The organism is Paenibacillus sp. FSL M7-1046 (assembly GCF_038007405.1).
In the GTDB taxonomy this organism is placed as follows: domain Bacteria; phylum Bacillota; class Bacilli; order Paenibacillales; family Paenibacillaceae; genus Paenibacillus_AQ.
Genome location: NZ_JBBOXB010000001.1, coordinates 844,466 through 861,264 on the forward strand (window position 1 = coordinate 844,466; position 16,799 = coordinate 861,264).

The 16,799-nt window shown below is 48.3% G+C and carries 16 protein-coding genes; 2 read left to right on the forward strand and 14 right to left on the reverse strand.

What is annotated here, in order from left to right; translation table 11 throughout:
• Positions 1-391: 391 nt before the first annotated feature.
• Complete coding sequence (gene map, locus NYE29_RS03515) at positions 392-1,138, reverse strand: type I methionyl aminopeptidase (RefSeq protein ID WP_340894404.1); 747 nt, start codon at positions 1,136-1,138, stop codon at positions 392-394.
• Between the two features lie 27 nt (positions 1,139-1,165).
• Positions 1,166-1,924, reverse strand: coding sequence for a TetR/AcrR family transcriptional regulator (locus NYE29_RS03520; protein WP_340894405.1), 759 nt, complete (start codon positions 1,922-1,924; stop codon positions 1,166-1,168).
• Between the two features lie 344 nt (positions 1,925-2,268).
• On the opposite strand from NYE29_RS03520, the gene NYE29_RS03525 reads away from it, so the two are divergent.
• Positions 2,269-3,303 carry a polysaccharide pyruvyl transferase family protein gene (locus NYE29_RS03525; protein WP_340894406.1) on the forward strand — a complete coding sequence of 345 codons (1,035 nt, stop codon included), beginning with the start codon at positions 2,269-2,271 and terminating at the stop codon, positions 3,301-3,303.
• Positions 3,304-3,417: 114 nt separating this feature from the next.
• Here NYE29_RS03525 and NYE29_RS03530 read toward each other — a convergent pair whose 3' ends face one another.
• Positions 3,418-3,969 (reverse strand): TetR/AcrR family transcriptional regulator, encoded by a 552-nt coding sequence (locus NYE29_RS03530; protein WP_340894407.1) that lies wholly within the window; start codon positions 3,967-3,969, stop codon positions 3,418-3,420.
• A 148-nt stretch (positions 3,970-4,117) separates the two neighbouring features.
• Between NYE29_RS03530 and NYE29_RS03535 the strand changes: the two genes are divergently transcribed.
• Positions 4,118-5,041 (forward strand): ketopantoate reductase family protein, encoded by a 924-nt coding sequence (locus NYE29_RS03535; protein WP_340894408.1) that lies wholly within the window; start codon positions 4,118-4,120, stop codon positions 5,039-5,041.
• 135 nt (positions 5,042-5,176) lie between these two features.
• Here NYE29_RS03535 and NYE29_RS34505 read toward each other — a convergent pair whose 3' ends face one another.
• From NYE29_RS34505 to NYE29_RS03585, 11 genes are all read right to left on the reverse strand, one after another.
• Positions 5,177-5,521 (reverse strand): DUF1648 domain-containing protein, encoded by a 345-nt coding sequence (locus NYE29_RS34505; protein WP_445322150.1) that lies wholly within the window; start codon positions 5,519-5,521, stop codon positions 5,177-5,179.
• Between the two features lie 387 nt (positions 5,522-5,908).
• Entirely contained in the window at positions 5,909-6,448 is a 540-nt protein-coding gene (locus tag NYE29_RS03540) for a hypothetical protein (protein ID WP_340894410.1), read from the reverse strand.
• Positions 6,449-6,634: 186 nt separating this feature from the next.
• Entirely contained in the window at positions 6,635-8,833 is a 2,199-nt protein-coding gene (locus NYE29_RS03545) for a Tex family protein (protein ID WP_340899597.1), read from the reverse strand.
• A gap of 183 nt (positions 8,834-9,016) precedes the next feature.
• Entirely contained in the window at positions 9,017-10,225 is a 1,209-nt protein-coding gene (locus tag NYE29_RS03550; RefSeq protein ID WP_340894412.1) for an MFS transporter, read from the reverse strand.
• 291 nt (positions 10,226-10,516) lie between these two features.
• Positions 10,517-11,125: a TetR/AcrR family transcriptional regulator gene (locus NYE29_RS03555; protein ID WP_179091763.1), complete on the reverse strand. Its 609-nt coding sequence runs from the start codon at positions 11,123-11,125 to the stop codon at positions 10,517-10,519.
• A 166-nt stretch (positions 11,126-11,291) separates the two neighbouring features.
• Positions 11,292-11,642: a type II toxin-antitoxin system PemK/MazF family toxin gene (locus NYE29_RS03560; protein WP_038586937.1), complete on the reverse strand. Its 351-nt coding sequence runs from the start codon at positions 11,640-11,642 to the stop codon at positions 11,292-11,294.
• Between the two features lie 3 nt (positions 11,643-11,645).
• Entirely contained in the window at positions 11,646-11,927 is a 282-nt protein-coding gene (locus NYE29_RS03565; RefSeq protein WP_076111276.1) for a CopG family ribbon-helix-helix protein, read from the reverse strand.
• A 212-nt stretch (positions 11,928-12,139) separates the two neighbouring features.
• Positions 12,140-13,321, reverse strand: coding sequence for an alanine racemase (alr, locus tag NYE29_RS03570; RefSeq protein ID WP_076111245.1), 1,182 nt, complete (start codon positions 13,319-13,321; stop codon positions 12,140-12,142).
• Positions 13,322-13,549: 228 nt separating this feature from the next.
• The gene (locus NYE29_RS03575) at positions 13,550-14,635 is read right to left on the reverse strand and encodes an outer membrane lipoprotein-sorting protein (RefSeq protein ID WP_076111246.1); all 1,086 of its coding nucleotides are present in this window, start codon (positions 14,633-14,635) and stop codon (positions 13,550-13,552) included.
• 460 nt (positions 14,636-15,095) lie between these two features.
• On the reverse strand, positions 15,096-15,749 hold the full coding sequence (locus NYE29_RS03580) for a M48 family metallopeptidase (RefSeq protein WP_340899598.1): 654 nt from the start codon (positions 15,747-15,749) through the stop codon (positions 15,096-15,098).
• A 185-nt stretch (positions 15,750-15,934) separates the two neighbouring features.
• Positions 15,935-16,777 carry a methyl-accepting chemotaxis protein gene (locus tag NYE29_RS03585; RefSeq protein WP_076111249.1) on the reverse strand — a complete coding sequence of 281 codons (843 nt, stop codon included), beginning with the start codon at positions 16,775-16,777 and terminating at the stop codon, positions 15,935-15,937.
• Positions 16,778-16,799 lie beyond the last annotated feature (22 nt).

A 16,799-nucleotide genomic window follows, 5' to 3' on the forward strand; every position in this document is an offset into this window, starting at 1 on the left:
TTGTAACGCTTACCATCGCCAAAAAATATTGATGATCGGACGAAATGCATTGTGCAGTTGAACAACGATTTTCCCAATAACTAGCTGGAGGATTACATGCTGTAGTTCGCGTAAAGAAGAATTCCGACGGCTTGAGCGCACACAAATTATGCACTAAGTTTCGTTCGATATGTACACTATTTTCCTTGAAATTTATAAGATTTATACCCTAGTCATAATAAAAAACCGCATATAACGCGGTTTTTCGTAAATCGGTATAGTTACAAACCATGTTAACAAAGCTTCCCTGGTCCTAGGCTGAGCTCAGCGCTTTTTCGTCGTTTGGTCCAAGCAGGCCGGGTTGGCGACTTATTTCCTAAAATGACGCTTTCCCGTCCGTTCGCCTCTATTCTTACTGGGCCGTTAAAATCAGCGGTCCGTCCGGCGTGACTGCGATCGTATGCTCATATTGCGCCGACAGCTTGCCGTCGGCCGTTCTCGCCGTCCACTCATCGTCGTCGATCGTGATGCGGAACGTACCTTCGTTGATCATCGGTTCAATCGTAAACACCATGCCTTCCTTTAACCGAATGCCTTTGCCGGCTACGCCGATATGCTCGTAGCTCGGTTCCTCGTGCAGGCTCCGCCCGATCCCATGCGCCAGCAGATCGCGTACGACCGAAAACCCGTTCGCTTCCGCATGCTGTTGAATCGCCGACGTTATGTCGCCGAGCCGGCCCCCGGGGAGTGCCCGGGCGATCCCCAGATCCAAGCATTCTTTTGCCACCTTCATTAATTTTTGCGCCTCCGGCCGGATATTGCCTACCGCATAACACCAGCACGAATCGCCGAACCATCCGCCGTATTCCACGACGATGTCGAGCTTCAGCAAGTCACCGTCCATAAGCACCTGGTTCGAAGGAATGCCGTGGGCCACTACATCGTTGACCGAAATGCAGGTTTCGGCGGGGAAACCGTTGTACCCTTTCGTAAACTGCTTGCCGCCCAGCTTAGTGATGTGTCTGGCAACAAAGTCATTGATTTCCCGGGTGGTGATCCCAGGCTCGATCAGTTTGGCCACCTCGCGGTAGCAGTCCGCAATGATTTGGCTCGCCGGCTTCATCTCTTCGATTTCCCTGGGTGATTTTATAATGATCATCTTTTGCTTATTCGCTCCTTATCCATTCTATAATTTTAAAAACAGGGCGATATCCCTGGCCTCCTCGTGCAGCTTTCCGCGGCGAAGCGAAAGCGAGGCGCAGCCGACCAAGGCGGCCAGCAGCATTTCAGCATGCTGTAGCCGATACGGCGGCTCCGCCACTTTTCCGCCGGAAGCGGCAGCCCCGTCCGCCGTACGCCCGGTTTCCAGCAGCGCGGCAAACGGCGCGAGCACCTCCCGGCGAAAGGCGGCCGAGAGCAGGGCCGAGCGCGCTTCAGGCAGCGAGGCAAAGTCCTCACTGGCCTGCTTATGCAGCAGGTACAGGGCGTGGTCCTCTGCCCAAAGCTGCAGCAGCCGGACGCCGGCGGCAGCGACGGGGCCAAGCTCTGCGGCAGCGGCCGTTTTGCGGCTTCCGCTTCGGGAATCCGCGGCAACCGAGTTCCCAGTGTCCGCCGCAGCAGCCAAGGCGAAATGCCCGCCCGCCGGGGCCTCCCCCGAAGCCGAAGCGCGTGGGACCTCCAACGGGACCTTCAGCCGAGCCTCTAGCGGGACCTCCAGCCATCCCCCGGCCCGCTCCACCGCGTCCCATAACAGATCGTAGAGCAAATCGCCCTTATTGCTGTAATAATGGTATACCGTGCCATAGCCGAGTCCCGCCTGCGCGGCCACATCGCGGATTTCCAGTAATGGCCCTTTATTCAAAAACACATCGGCAGCGGCTTTACGAATTTGCGCCAGACGCCGCAGCCGGATCTCTTCGTTTTGTTCTTTCGTGCGTGGAGTCATCCCGTCCGTTCACCTCTTTTATTATTGACCTGCTATTATGTCAATATAAAACATCGGCTTGCGGATTACAAGAGATTAGCCGGAGGATTTCCGGCTCAACCTAGAAATCGGTGCTTGACCAGTGCTAGACTGAAAAATAAAGTGCTAGACTCAGCAAATAAAGTTGTAGACTGAGAAAATAAAGTATTAGACTGACCACGCTTAGTGAGATGGATGCAAAAACGGCGGTTTTTGAGCTAATTGGATAGTCAAAGAAATCATTTTAGGATTCAAATTTATGTAGACTTCTCGGCACTTTTCTTTCCTTCCTGTTTGTGCCGACTTAGATCGGAATGGAGATTATTATGAAAAGAGTTGGAATTATTACTCTTTACTACAAAAACTATAATTACGGTGGCCAACTTGGAGCTTATGCACTGCAAAAAGCTATAGCTAAGTTAGGATTTCATTGTGAGCAAATTACATTCAAGTGGCAAAACGAATACACCTTACAAGCATATGAAAGTGCTAAAGGTGCTGAACATTTCAGGACTTTTTCCGAAAGCATTCCCCACAGCGAACGCTTATATACAGTATCTGATATTGCAGAATGTGTTGATGATTACGATATTTTTGTTTGCGGTAGCGACCAAATATGGGGTTTACCATGGGTTATTTCCGATGACATTTTACCCTGTATGGCACTTTCTTTTGTTCCAGGATCAAAAACGAAAATTGCATACGCAGCAAGCATGGGAGGAGCAGAAATAGAGCCCGATCGAAAAAATATCCTTGCTCCACACGTTAATTCCTTAGACTTTGTTTCTGTTCGTGAAAAAAGTGCAATCCCTTTTGTGAAAACGATGAAAAATGGAGATATTACTCATGTATTGGATCCAGTAATGCTTCTTGATAAATCCGCATGGGATGATATATCTGCTACTCCGCCAGAAAAAGCCTATATACTCACTTATGATTTACGAGATATTACAGGGGTTCAGGAATACGCTGAAGCACTTTCAAAAAAGTACGGATACGAGATTATATCTCTTGCAACTGCTGGAGCAGCTACGGTTGGTCCGAAGGAATTTGTAGGGTACATAAAACACGCTAAGTATTTTATTACTAGTGCTTTTCATGGGGCTGCTTTTGCCATTTTATATAAGGTTCCATTTTTGGTTTTCCCGGTATCTGATAATCCACAAGACCCCAAATCAATGGATTCAAGACTGATAGCTCTGCTGGATACGTTTGGCTTATCTTCTTGCTATGTTTATGATACATCAAATATTCCAAATATTGATGATGTTACTTTTCATAATATAGACGAATCAAAAACAAGTGCATTTCGTCATAATTCACTTCAATTTCTTAAAGATGCAGGACGGGGTAAGTTGTGAATGGAATATTTGACGAATTTTTACTTTTATATTCAAAAAACAATTATTTACAGAATGCAAACCCTTAAGAGTAGGTTTGTTATACAACATATGGATTTGGTTTGAATGACAGACTCATTCTTTAAAATAGGGCGTAATCCCTCTTGAATATAGGTTCTCCACTAACTTGAAAAATTCTTCTGACGATAAATCCTTTTGACGCTGGAGCCAAAGACGAAATAAAGAAAGGGAAGTTGTCAGGTAAAACTCAATGAAGTATGGCGTTAAGGAATGGTTTTGCGGAACGTTTAATTCTAATTGATCCAAACTGATTTCTTTTTTTAAGCGTTTTAAAAAACGGGCACTTCCATAATCGCCCAAAAGGGCATTAAGAACCAGGAGATGTTCTCTTTTGTCCAGACAATAGAGCGTATCTTGAACCATATGCATCGATAGCTCTTTATTCGCCATTTCTTTTTTAATGTCATTCAATAAGTCATTTTCAACAGAGTCTAACAATTCGTAAATGTCAGTAAAGTATTGATAAAAGGTGCTGCGGTTATATCCTGACTTATTCGCAATTTCCTGAACCGAAATTTTCTCAATCGGCTTTTGGCTATATAACTCACAAAAAACTTCTACAAACTTTTGTCTTGTTTTCTCCGTTATTTGGGGTTGCTTTTTCATGTTTCCCTCCTACTAGCGAATAAGAATATCATCCGACAAATAATAAAAAACTGATGGTTGATCAAGGAATAATGAAGATTTATAATCACATCATACAACATGTTGTCTGATAATCAAAAGGAAATGTTAATAAGTAGAGGTGATATTAATGTCAGCAAAACAAGATAGAATTCTAATTTTTGGTGCAGGTGTCATCGGGAGCATGTACGCAATTAAGCTTATTGAAGCAGGGTTTGACGTTAGCCTGTTTGCACATTCTAATAGATTTAAATCATTAAGAGAAAATGGCCTGCAATATAAAGAAAAAGGTACGGTTAGATCGATACAAGTAAATGTCATTGATACGCTCGAAAATGACGATGTATACGATTTTATTTTCGTTACCGTTCGTTATGATCGGTCCGAATCAGCGTTGTTAGCGCTAAAAGATAATCAAAGCAAAAATATAGTTACGATGACTAGTAATTCAATTGGATTTTCTTCGTGGCTGGATATCATAGGGGATAGACTTTTACCAGCTTTTCCCGGCTTCGGCGGACAGATTAAAGATGGAGTATTGCATGCTCGGTTTCTACCAAAGATTATAGTGGCAACTGCATTTGGAGAAATTAATGGTGTAGTGACAGAACGCATAGAAAACCTCGCAAAATTATTTAAAACAGCAAAGCTTCCCTACGTTATTAAAAAGGATATGCAAGCGTATCTAATCACACATTCCGTATCAGACATTGCCATGTTGAGCGTTTTGCATTCTGAGAATAAGATAATTGACAAAAAAACAGCCAGAACCAGAAAGACGGCACGCAAAATAACAGTCACTTTAAAAGCGAATCTAAGGGCAATACAAAAAGCTGGCGTTTCAATTGATCCTCCAATGCTTAAAATGGTGCTTAAATTTCCAAACTTATTTTTGGATCTTTTCTTTATGACATGGCTACGAACTAAAATGGTTAGTGATATGATGTTGCCCGATTATGCGAATAATGCTAACAATGAGATTGTGCAGCTGAGTAATGATTTAATGAAATTTTTAAGTCAAAATGATATCAAATCGGAAATACATGTTCAGTAACGTTGTTAACGCCAAGATTCATTGAATATAAAAGCAAAAGCGGCTGCCGCGTCCAGTAAATATGGGCGCACACAGCCGCTTTCATGGTTGTGAGAACAGTTAGTTGAGAGCGGGAGTAAACCGGACCTCTTCCTGTTATTGATTAAACTTAATTATGGTTAAACACGAATACAATAGAAAAAAACTACAAATGATCATTGAAGTAATGCTCAAAATCAAGTATTTGCTCTTGTTTGAAATAAAGCTACCGGATACGGGTGCATTTTTGCTAAAACAAAAGGACAAGACCGCTAATACGATCCCAAAAGCTGCTAAATAAAACAAATTATTTTTATTTCCGTAACTGTCTATATTTGAATTGAAGTCGATATGTAGAGGGATACTTCGAGGAATTCCTCCCCAGTATATATACAGCAGCAAGAAGTTTACTACAGTAATCATACCAGATACCAGCAATGAGACTTTTTTTATTCTCACCATAAGCTCCTCCCTTAACTTTATCTTCAGCTCCAATTCGACCGCTGAGGACTTATAAAACTCAAGTTATTTCTAATATCAGCTGGAACACAATTTTTTAAAATATACCATTACTTTCTAGATGATTAAATGATTTTTATCATTATTTGTCAAAAATAGAGAAGAAGGTGGATCTTTACTACACGAAGCGCAAAAGTGCTAACGGTGGCCATTCGAACACTACATCACATGATCGTTGTAGAAATCAGTCCAACTAGTATGCATATATGAGGATGCTGTTTAAAAAAAGCCCACCGCCGGATCATCTCCAGTAGCAGGCTTCCATTTTCGTTGCCGGAGTATTTCCGGGAATGGGCTTTTTAGTTCACTTGACGCTGCCCGCTTCGCGGATTAATCAAGCTCAATGTTCTGCAAATATTCCAGTGCCGCATTAAAACTGGAGTCTATTTGGGAAAGCTCCGAGGATAGCGTCTTATTAAAAGCTGCATCGCTTTGTTGGTCTTTGCCTTCCAAATGAGTCTTGATCATCTTGACCAGAGATGCTTTATGATTTGCGATCTCTTTAAGGGATGCATCGCTTTCCTTTTTGGCGCTCTTTACGGTTTTTGACAACTTGGCTTTTGCTGCCGCGAGCGTTTTTTTATCCTGAGTCATTTCATTTCTAGCCTTGGCGACAGCCTCCTTGCTCAGCTTGTTTTTGACCGCATTGCTATAGTTAGCTGCAGATACCTTGGATTTCTGCGCTAAGGCTGTAACCTCGGTGCCCAAGACTTTACTTAAGTTCTTCTGCGCATCCTTAACCTCTTTCACCCTGTCTTTGTAGGATTCAAAATAATACTTGTCTACGTACGCATTAGAATATGTAGCGGCAAACGCCTGTGATGGTAATACAACCACCAATAGCAACAACAATATCATCGCCTTTTTCATTCTCCCACTATTCCCCCTTAGTATAATACTCTTAATATAAATAATGTTATACGGCAGCACAATACTTACTTTGCAATCGGCTAGTTCGGGGTGCAAGCCAAAAGTCAGCCATTGGTGATGAAAAAAAAGCCCCCTGCCGGCGTTACGGGCTCAGTCCCGCATCCTGCAGAGGGCTTGCTGTTCGATTTACTTGACGCTGCCCGCTTCGCTGCGCGGCGGACGCATGGTCAGGCTGACCCGGCCTTTCTTGAGGTCAACGCCCATGACCCATACGGTGACATTGTCTCCTACAGAGACGACGTCCATCGGATGCTTCACGAAGCTGCCGCTAAGCTGGGAGATATGCACCAGCCCGTCGTTCTTGATTCCGATATCGACAAAGGCGCCGAAATCGATTACGTTGCGGACGGTTCCCTGCATCTCCATGCCGGGAATCAGATCTTCGATCTTCAGCACATCGGTGCGGAAGATCGGCAGCGGCAGCTCCTCGCGCGGATCGCGGCCCGGGCGCTGCAAACTTTCGAGGATGTCGCGCAGTGTAGGCACGCCGACATCCAGCTTCGCAGCCAGCTCTTCGGCGTTCTGTGCCTGCAGCTCTTCTGCGACCTCCTTGCTGCCGAGCCGGGCTACCTCCAGCCCCAGCTCACGGAACAGGCGGTCCACCACCGGATAGGACTCCGGATGGATCGGCGTGCGGTCCAGCGTATTGTCCCCGCCGGGAATCCGCAGGAAGCCGATGCACTGCTCGTAGGATTTGGCACCAAGGCGCGGCACCTTCTGCAGCGCCTTGCGGGTCACGAACTTGCCGTTCTCCTCGCGGAACTTCACAATATTCTTGGCGATTGTGGCATTCACGCCCGCAACATAGGACAGCAGAGATGCGGATGCTGTATTCACATCGACACCGACGTGGTTAACCGCGGATTCCACAACGCCCTTCAGGCTCTCCTCCAGATGCTTCTGGGAGACGTCATGCTGGTACTGCCCGACTCCGATCGCCTTCGGATCGATCTTCACCAGCTCCGCCAGCGGGTCCTGCACGCGGCGGGCAATGGATGCGGCGCTGCGCTCGGCCACATCCAGATCCGGGAACTCCTCCTGCGCAAGCTTGGAGGCGGAATAGACACTGGCTCCCGCTTCATTAACGATCAGGTACGCCAGCTCAGGATTGCCGATCTCTGCGATGACCTCGGCGGTGAACTGCTCCGTCTCCCGCGAGCCGGTGCCGTTGCCGATTACGATCAGCTGAATGCCGTATTTGGCAATCAGCTCCTTGAACTTCGCCGCCGCCTCCTTCTTCTTGTTGTTCGGCGGCGTCGGATAAGTGACCGCTACCTCCAGCAGCTTGCCGGTATCGTCCACAACGGCCAGCTTGCACCCGGTACGGTAGGCCGGGTCAACGCCAAGCACGTTCCGGCCTTTGACCGGCGGCTGCAGCAGCAGGCTGCGCAGATTCCCGGAGAAGATCGAAATTGCCTGATTCTCTCCTTTCTCCGTCATCTCTCCGCGCACCTCACGCTCAACAGACGGAGCGATCAGCCGCTTGTAGGAATCCTCCGTCACGGTCTCCAGCAATTCCTTGACCGGAGACGCCCCCTTGATCAGCTTCCGCGAGATAAAGGCATGAATCTTGTCAGTAGTCACCTCAATGCCTACCTTTAGCACGTTCTCCCGTTCTCCGCGGTTGATGGCGAGAATCCGGTGTGGCGGCATTTTATGTACCGGTTCACGGTAACTGTAATAGTTCTCGTATACGCTCTCCTGCTCAGCATCCTTGGCTTCGGAGACCAGCACCCCTTGACTTGCGGTGTACTGGCGTATCCAGGAACGGATGACCGGATCATCGGCAATGTTCTCAGCGATAATATCCATCGCGCCCTGCAGCGCCAGCTCAGCACTCTCCAAGCCTTTGTCCGCATCAATATATTTAGCGGCCTCTTCCAGCGGAAGCCCCTGCCGGCGCTGTTCCATAACCCAGTTCGCCAGCGGCTCCAGCCCCTTCTCCTTGGCCACACTTGCCCGCGTCTTGCGCTTCTGCCGGAAGGGACGATACAGATCCTCCACTTCCTGCAGCTTGACTGCCTTCAGGATCTGCTCATGCAGCTCCTTTGTCAGCTTGCCCTGCTCCTCGATGCTGCGGATGACATCTTTCTTGCGGTCACCCAGATTGCGCAGATAGGCCAGCCTTTCCTCAATATCACGCAGAGCGTTCTCGTCCAGCTCACCGGTCATTTCCTTACGGTATCTCGCAATAAACGGAATCGTATTCCCCTCATCCAGAAGGCCTACCGTCGTACGCACCTGTTTCAGGCTAATGCCCAGCTCCTTGGCAATCGCCGCGGTAATCAGTTCCTGCTCCTGCCGCGCAGCAGCTTCATCCGGCACAGTACCGGCATTCGTATTTTCTGCAGCCAATTGAATCCCTCTTTCCGCACACGTTCTGCGTTCTTATAATCCCTACCTGAAATAGTATCACAAATTGGCTATCTACCAAAGTTTAGGGATTCATTGACCCGGAAAAAGCTGGCTTACTGCGAAGTATATTGTCATGCCTGCAGGAACCACAGATCATTTCATTTGCAGGCCCCGCCGGTTCATCCGCTTAGCGGATGCTAGCGATAGCCCAAAGCACAGAACAAGCACTAGTGCAGCCACGGCATACGGGAAGTTGATATCCAGGTCAAACAGGACTCCGGCCACAATCGGACCGGCAATATTGCCAAGACTGGTATAGGCAGAATTCATGCCCATCACGAAGCCCTGCTGTGATTCCACCGCCAATTTGGAGAGCTGTGTTCCGACAGCGGGGCGCAGGATATCCATTGAAAGAAACACAATAAACGTCACTGCAACGATGGCCCAGTAGCCGTGTACAAACAATGTGAGGAAGATGAACAGGCCCGCGATAAGCAAAGAGAACGAAATGACCTTATTTTCACCAAAACGATTCAATATCCAGCTGAACGCCGTAACTTGAATCACAGCCCCCGAAATGGAGCCAAAGGTTAGGACAAAGGCAATATCCTTAGGGGTGAATCCAAATTTATGATCCACAAACAACCCGAATACCGTTTCATAATTCGCCAATCCGAAGGAGAGTACAAATACAATAACCAACCCGAAGAAATAGGGTTCACGGTAGGAACGCACCAGTTGAGATACAAGGCTCTCTTTATCGTTCTGTGCTGTTTTCAACGCTTCACGCTGGGCTGCGGTGCGCGATTCCGGCAATACAAATGTACTTATCACAGCCACCAAAGCCGCTGCTACTGCTGCTGCGAAGAACGGCACACGGATACCAAACTCCGCCAGATACCCGCCAATTCCCGGTCCGATAATAAAACCGGTGGTGATGGCCGCATTGATCAGCCCCATTCCTTTGGCCCGTTCCTCTGTAGAGGTCGTATCCGCCACGTAAGCCATAACTGCAGGCATAATCAGCGCTGCTCCGACACCTCCTAGCATTCGGGATACAAACAGCAGCCAAGGCGCATTTGCCAACCCAAACAGCAGCTCCGAGAGTGAAAAAACAATCAGTCCGGCGACGATGATTTTTTTCCGGCCCATCCGGTCCGATAGTCTGCCCGCAAACGGTGACACAATCAACTGGGTTACAGAGAAGGCTGCCACAAGCAACCCGACAACACTGCCTCCGATATGCAGCTCATTCATATAAGTAGGCATTATCGGAACAACCAGTCCGATGCCTGTAAACGCCAGAAAAATATTCAGCATAAGGAGCAGCATAGCGCCCCGGTTTCTTAGCAGTAATGACATTGCAATAACCTCCGTATTCCCGCAACCAAATCTTCAAGTAGGGGTAATTCATCTTTCTGTTTATCTTATAGTTAAATATCCGCTTATCCGTCAGTTGCCATACCTTTTATTCCACAAATGAAAAATCTTAAATAAGACACATAAGACCGACCATCCGGTCTAATTAAGGGTAAATAAAAAACGCCTTCCTCAAACTAAATTTCGGCTCAATCCTGCAATAAAATAAAACCGGCCCCTGCGTATAGCTTCTCTGCAGTGCTCTGTCTTCACAGGCACGCTTATTCTCAATGCCTATCCGGTACGTATCCCCTGCAGCAGCAGCCGTATGGCATCCCGGTAATACTCCATGATATCCTCCGGCGCGTTGGCCAGAACTGTAATCTCGCTGACTCTGCTGATTCCCTCCAGCAAGCCGCTTACAATAATCACGTAATTATCCAGGTTGCCCTTGACCAGGTACCCCGTGTCCATACCCTCCTGCAGCAGATTGCGGCAGGCTTGTGACGCCGATTCGTAGAGCCGTGAGAGACGCTGTTGAACCTCTTCTGAATGAGGCCGGGATCTGGCGTATTCCTCAAGCGCGCGGATCAGCGGATTCTGAAAATCATTCGCATAATGCTCGCCTAATGCATAGAAACGTTCCTCGATGCCGCTGATGCTGCTCTGTTTCTGCTCCCAATCGCTGAGCCACTGCTCGGTATCGTCTTCTACTACATATAGAAACAGTTCATCTTTACTCGGAAAATGGTGATATAAACTCCCTTTGCTCACCTTGGCCGCCGTACAGACTTCGTTCATGGTCACCGCTGCAAAACCTTTCTGAACAAATAACTGTGTTGCCTTTAGCACTATCCGCTTTTTCGTTTCTTCTCCGTCAGAACGTCCTTTAATTCCGACCACCTCCTTAACCAGACCGTCCGGTCCAATTGTAGCATAGCTATTGCTTAAAGTGAAGACATTTAAGCCACAGGTTCGTATACAGTTTCCATACAATTAAAAAGGCACGCCGGATTATACACCGGACGTGCCTCCATTACACATTCTATACTATGTAGCCCTGCCTGATTTAGAAATCGATCAGGCCCAGACTGATTTGCAGCGAATCATCCACTTTCTTCATTGTATCATCGTCAAGGTGGGTGATCTTATCGGTCAAGCGTTGTTTGTCAATTGTCCGAACCTGCTCGAGGAGAATAACGGAATCCCGGTCAAAGCCGTGGGCTGCCGCATCAATTTCCACGTGCGTCGGCAGTTTGGCCTTCTGGATCTGGGCAGTGATGGCTGCCACAATCACCGTCGGGCTGAAACGGTTGCCAATATCGTTCTGAATAATCAGTACCGGCCGTACTCCGCCTTGTTCTGAACCTACAACCGGCGAAAGGTCGGCAAAAAAAACGTCGCCGCGTTTAACGATCAATATCTACACCCCGCTTACTAAGCGGCCAAGAGTACTGTCTGCATCTTCCTCAGCGAGAAAGGCCTCGCATGCCATCGTCAAATTGATCTTGGCCATTTCCATATAGCCCCGCTGCATGGACTCACGAATGGTGCGTTTCCTCCGTTCGCTTAAATACAGCTTCATGGCCTGCCTAATCAATTCACTCCGGTTAGAGTTCTCCAATTGAGCGATCCCATCCACTTCCTGTAAGAGATGATCGGGCAAGCTGATCATAATTCTTTTGGTGTTCTGCAAATTGGCCACCTTCTCTTCCACCCCCACAAACCTTCTGCCCTTGTGTTTCAGTGTTACAATATACAAGGAATTTTATACAAGGAATATATGCAACCAGTATATCAAGTATGCTGCATCCCATTATAAACTAGAAATGGCGGTTCGTATAGACCATAAGTCACATAGGTCTTTACGGTTCAGCTCCCTTTATCGATTCCTGTAAAAGTTACACAGTAAGAACATCAAGCCTGCAGCAAGGGATTCACCAGGTTCGGAGTAGCACCTTCACGCACATATACGCGGGGCACCCGGTGGGCCAGCATACAGATTACCTCGTAGTGAATCGTTCCCAGATGGAGTGCCAGTTCGTCTGCCGTGATGGACACGCCAGCCTGGCTTCCGATGAGTACAACCTCTTCGCCAGCTTTGATTTGTTCCGCTTCTTCAGCGAAAGATTTGAGCGATACCATACACTGGTCCATGCAGATCGTTCCGACGACAGGAACGCGACGTCCACGTATTAGCACCTCCGCTTTGCCTGTCAGCATGCGGGAATATCCATCTGCGTACCCCACAGGCAGCGTAGCAATGATCTCTTCGCTGTCTGTGAAGTAACGGGTGCCGTAGCTGATGCCCCAATCGGGCGGCAGGGTTTTGACATAAACCGCCTGCGTCTTCAGCGTCATTACCGGGTGTAAAGCCACCTTTGTATGGCTTACCTCTGCCGATGGATAAAAACCGTACAAGCTTATGCCTACACGCACCATGTTACTGGATAGAAGAGGTGTATCAATGGCCGTAGCGCTATTGCCCGTATGTATGATCGGGATTTCAATCTCTCTGTCCCGAAGCGTTTCCGCCACGCTCATGAACCGCCGGTACTGCATCAGTGTATAGCTTTTGTTTTCTTCGTCTGCCTTGGCAAAATGGGTAAACATACCCTCCAGCTCCGCCTGCGCTACAGAATGCACTTCAGCGATGAAACCGGGCGCGTCAGCCGGCAGCAATCCCAGCCTTCCCATCCCGCTGTCGATCTTGATATGCACCTTCAGCCGGTGCTCCGGATCTATAGGAAGCCTTCTTATTGCCTCCAGTACATCCGGTGTGAACAGTGTTACGGTTATATTGTACTCCCAGGCAACGGCTATTCCTTCCGGCGAGGTGTAGCCGAGCACCAGAATAGGAATTAGTATTCCCGCCTGACGCAGCTCCAATGCCTCATCCAAAAAGGCTACACTAACATAATCCGCTCCGAGTCGTTCAAGCTCCCGCGTCACTTCCACTGCTCCATGGCCGTACGCATTTCCTTTGACGCATCCCATAAACTTAGTCTCCGGCAGCAAGGCCGCACGAAAGGCTTCGTAATTGGCACGCAGATCATCCAGATTAATCTCGGCTACTGTAGGTCGATAGCTTACTTGCACTTCAGGGTCACCTTCTTACATTGTAGTAAAACATCTCTGTGATTGTCGTATGGAACCACAAGTCTTACTGCCAATGGTAATGCTAATGGAAGGCGGCTGTCAATGTAAGTACAGCTATCTTGCTGATTGGTCCTCCAAAGGGGCGGTTAACGGCAAAAATAAGTAAAAAGCGGATACAGATTGTAGAGGAATGGGCTCCCACAATGCGCAGTATCCGCCTACTGAATATTACTTACCCGATTGTTCCGCCATAGAAGCGGCAATTTGCATCATTTCGGACTTTGGAAGGTTCGCGCTGGTAATGCGGAATTCCACGCCGTCGTTCATCCAGGTCAGAGTCAGTTGTTCATCGCCGCTCAGAAGCCCTGCGGTAAAGCCAAGATCGATTACCTTTCCCGGAACCAGCGATACCGTGTGGTCCAGCGGACGGGCTTCCATAATCGTATACTGGTAAATCCCGTCATAACGGAGGATCGCTGAATGATCCTTGCTGTCCTCGATTTTGTGGCTGTCCTTAAATTCTACACCGGCAGGAATATACTCCGGTTCAATGATACCGAAATCGCCAAGCTCCGCAGCAACCGGCTGATCTGCCTGTTCCTTGTCCTCCGGTGCAGCCACCGGATTGCCGTTCTCATCAACCTCGGCTACTGTGCTTTCGGAAGGAGTCCCGTTCGCCATATTTTTTTGCATATCAAAAGATTCCTTATTGAGCTCCGGATCAAACTTGAAGCTGTCGAACTTCACATCGACCACAACCTTGGCCTCGGAGTCGGAGACCTGCACCTGTTTCGGTTCATAGGTCTTTTTGGTCAGCCATATTTTTTGGCGCACCAGTGCGCTGCTCTGGTAATTTGCCGCCACTTCAAACACGTAGTTGTCCCCATCCTCCGTAAACTGGCGGTTGTTGTCAGAGACGATGCTGTTGACCAGTGTCTGGTACAAATACACCTGGCCTTGGCTATCCGGCCAATCGCTCTGGAAGCGGAAGCTCTTGCCGAGACTCGGTGTCAGCACGAACACCCCTTCATCATTGCGCAGAACAATCTGCGTTACATCCTTCTGGACATTGGAGAGGCTAATCCGGTAGTAGGAAGGATTTTTGTACCACACCTCCACCTTGTACTCCTGCGGCTGTTCGCCGGTGTACAGGGTCATCGTGCCGGCACCTTGGTAGGCCCCCTGCTTGCTCTCCAGCTTGTCAGACACATTGTTCAAATCCTTGACTACGGAAGCGGCATCCTTCTTCCCGCACCCCGCGAGCACCAGGGCCACGCTCATTATGATCGCGAGTACCCATGTTATCCGGCGCATGACATCATCCCCTTAACCTGTTTTGAATGCATTGATTAGTACATGTCTATGAGGGACAACACCGCAATATGCAGACGGGCATGACAAGCATGACAAGAGGTTCAAATTAGCCGTATGGACGATTCAACAAAGGAACTGGCTGCGGACGTGCAGAATTGTTTTAGGCAACGCTTATTGAAAGGGGTACAAGTTATGCAGGGATTTATTTTCAAGAAAGATTATAGAGAAAATGAGGTGCTCCGAAAGAGCCTGTCCGGGCTTGCCGCCAGCAGCTTTGGAATAAGCTTTTACTCCGGATTACATAGGGATTGAAGCAGAAAGCACTCCTTACCCGGGCGGCTTATTTGTGAGAACCTGCAGCAACTCTTCATTTCAGGCCCATATGAAGCATCCAGCTACGTATATCGCCTAGAAACTGGAAGTTAGAGCGAGTCAGCCGCAACCCCGGGATCTGCTATGTTTAGAGAGTCATGAATTGCCCAAACCGGGCCAGAAACTCTTCCTTCTCTTTGTAATCCGGCATGACACTCCCGAGGCGGCGCCAAAAAGACCGGTCATGATTCATATGCAGCAGATGGCATAGCTCATGGATAATCACATAATCAATAACCTCGACGGGGGCCATCGCCAGGCGGTAATTAAACGTCAGTTTCTTGTCCGCGCTGCAGCTCCCCCACTTGGTTCTGGATTCAACGATTTCGATCGTCTTCGGTTTTACGCGGAGCTGATTCTGATAAACGGTGATCCGTTCCGCGACAATCTTCTTCAGACGGGCAAAATAGAACTTCTTGAGTTCCAGCTTCAGCTTCTCCGCATCCCATTCACCGACGGTAATCAATTCATGCAGCGGGTATTCCTTCCCAAGGAAAAGAAACTTCCCTTCCTCCTGATATTCCTTCGCTTTGGGTGCCTGCCGCGCCTCCCGGCCCTTGCGCAGCTTGTCCAGAATCCATTCGCCGTGCCGCTCCACCGCACCCAAAATCATTTCGTCGCTTGTCCCCTTGGGGGCTTTTACCGTAATCAACCCAATTGCATCTATATGAAGGGAGATCTTCTTCCGCTTCGCGTACTGTACATGGATTTGAATCATTTCATCCTGTAACTGAATCTGCATAGCCACCATCGCTTCTATAAATATTCTTTCCTCCACTGTAACATGTTTGCCAGCATAGCATACAGAGTTTCATAGTGCGCATCTCTTCACACATCACAATTAAAAAAGAGTCCACGGTGGACTCTTCACACATATATATTATTCAATTCTTCTCAGCTCACTGGTATGAAATGCCAATGGCCGGGTTAGATCAGGCGGGCGATCTTTTCGATCTCCACTGCAGAAGCGGCTAACTGCTGCATGGACGCGGTGATTTGCTCCGTTGCCGCAGCCTGGCGCTCGCTCTGTGCCAGACAATCCAGCAGGGTTGCATCCATCAGGGTAATGTTCTTCTTGATCGCCTGCAGGATGCTGGCGATTTCTTTGGCAGAGGAGGCGCTGGAGACCGACATCTTTCGAATCTCCTGCGCTACTATCCCAAATCCCCGGCCATGCTCGGCGGCATGTGCAGCTTCGATTGCGGCGTTCAGGCCCAGCAGATTGGAGTTGTCCGCCACCTTTTTGATGAAATCCAAAATCTCATCCGTACTATGCAGCTCTTCGACAACCTTCTGGCCGAGCAGCTTAAGATCGCTTACGGTATTCGCCAAATCAGAAGCGGTTCCGGCTATCTCCCCGGAGGTGGAGCTTATCTCTTCAGAGGTTGTTGCCAGAGTATTGGCCGCATCGCTTAACGTTTCTTGATTGTGCAGGCTGATCCCAATGGTAAAAACACCGATAACCTTCCCGTCTTGCCCCTGAATCGGCATAGACGAAGATTTGAAGGGCAATCCGTAGATTTCCTTCGGAATATTTGCACTAACCGTCTCGCCGGTGTCCAGGGATCTTCGAATCCCGCCATTCTGCGGAACCGGCATTCCCTCTTGAATGCGTATATCCAGCTCATTCCCCGGCAGATAATAGATGAACTTGTCCGAATCGGCTAATGCGAACATGACATCCAGCGGAAACAAGCGCTGCACAAGCGGCAACGATATTCTCAAAGCATCCAGTAATTGTTCAATCTCCGTTTCATTTTGACCCTTCACGACACAACAGCTCCTAATAAAG

What these genes read in the sequence shown, in the direction of transcription:
- NYE29_RS03580 (WP_340899598.1), bottom strand. Translation starts at nt 15,749, where the DNA reads ATGCAGATTCAGTTACAGGATGAAATGATTCAAATCCATGTACAGTAC.
- NYE29_RS03550 (WP_340894412.1), bottom strand. Translation starts at nt 10,225, where the DNA reads ATGTCATTACTGCTAAGAAACCGGGGCGCTATGCTGCTCCTTATGCTG.
- NYE29_RS03575 (WP_076111246.1), bottom strand. Translation starts at nt 14,635, where the DNA reads ATGCGCCGGATAACATGGGTACTCGCGATCATAATGAGCGTGGCCCTG.
- NYE29_RS34505 (WP_445322150.1), bottom strand. Translation starts at nt 5,521, where the DNA reads ATGGTGAGAATAAAAAAAGTCTCATTGCTGGTATCTGGTATGATTACT.
- map (WP_340894404.1), bottom strand. Translation starts at nt 1,138, where the DNA reads ATGATCATTATAAAATCACCCAGGGAAATCGAAGAGATGAAGCCGGCG.
- NYE29_RS03535 (WP_340894408.1), top strand. Translation starts at nt 4,118, where the DNA reads ATGTCAGCAAAACAAGATAGAATTCTAATTTTTGGTGCAGGTGTCATC.
- NYE29_RS03525 (WP_340894406.1), top strand. Translation starts at nt 2,269, where the DNA reads ATGAAAAGAGTTGGAATTATTACTCTTTACTACAAAAACTATAATTAC.
- NYE29_RS03540 (WP_340894410.1), bottom strand. Translation starts at nt 6,448, where the DNA reads ATGAAAAAGGCGATGATATTGTTGTTGCTATTGGTGGTTGTATTACCA.
- NYE29_RS03520 (WP_340894405.1), bottom strand. Translation starts at nt 1,924, where the DNA reads ATGACTCCACGCACGAAAGAACAAAACGAAGAGATCCGGCTGCGGCGT.
- NYE29_RS03530 (WP_340894407.1), bottom strand. Translation starts at nt 3,969, where the DNA reads ATGAAAAAGCAACCCCAAATAACGGAGAAAACAAGACAAAAGTTTGTA.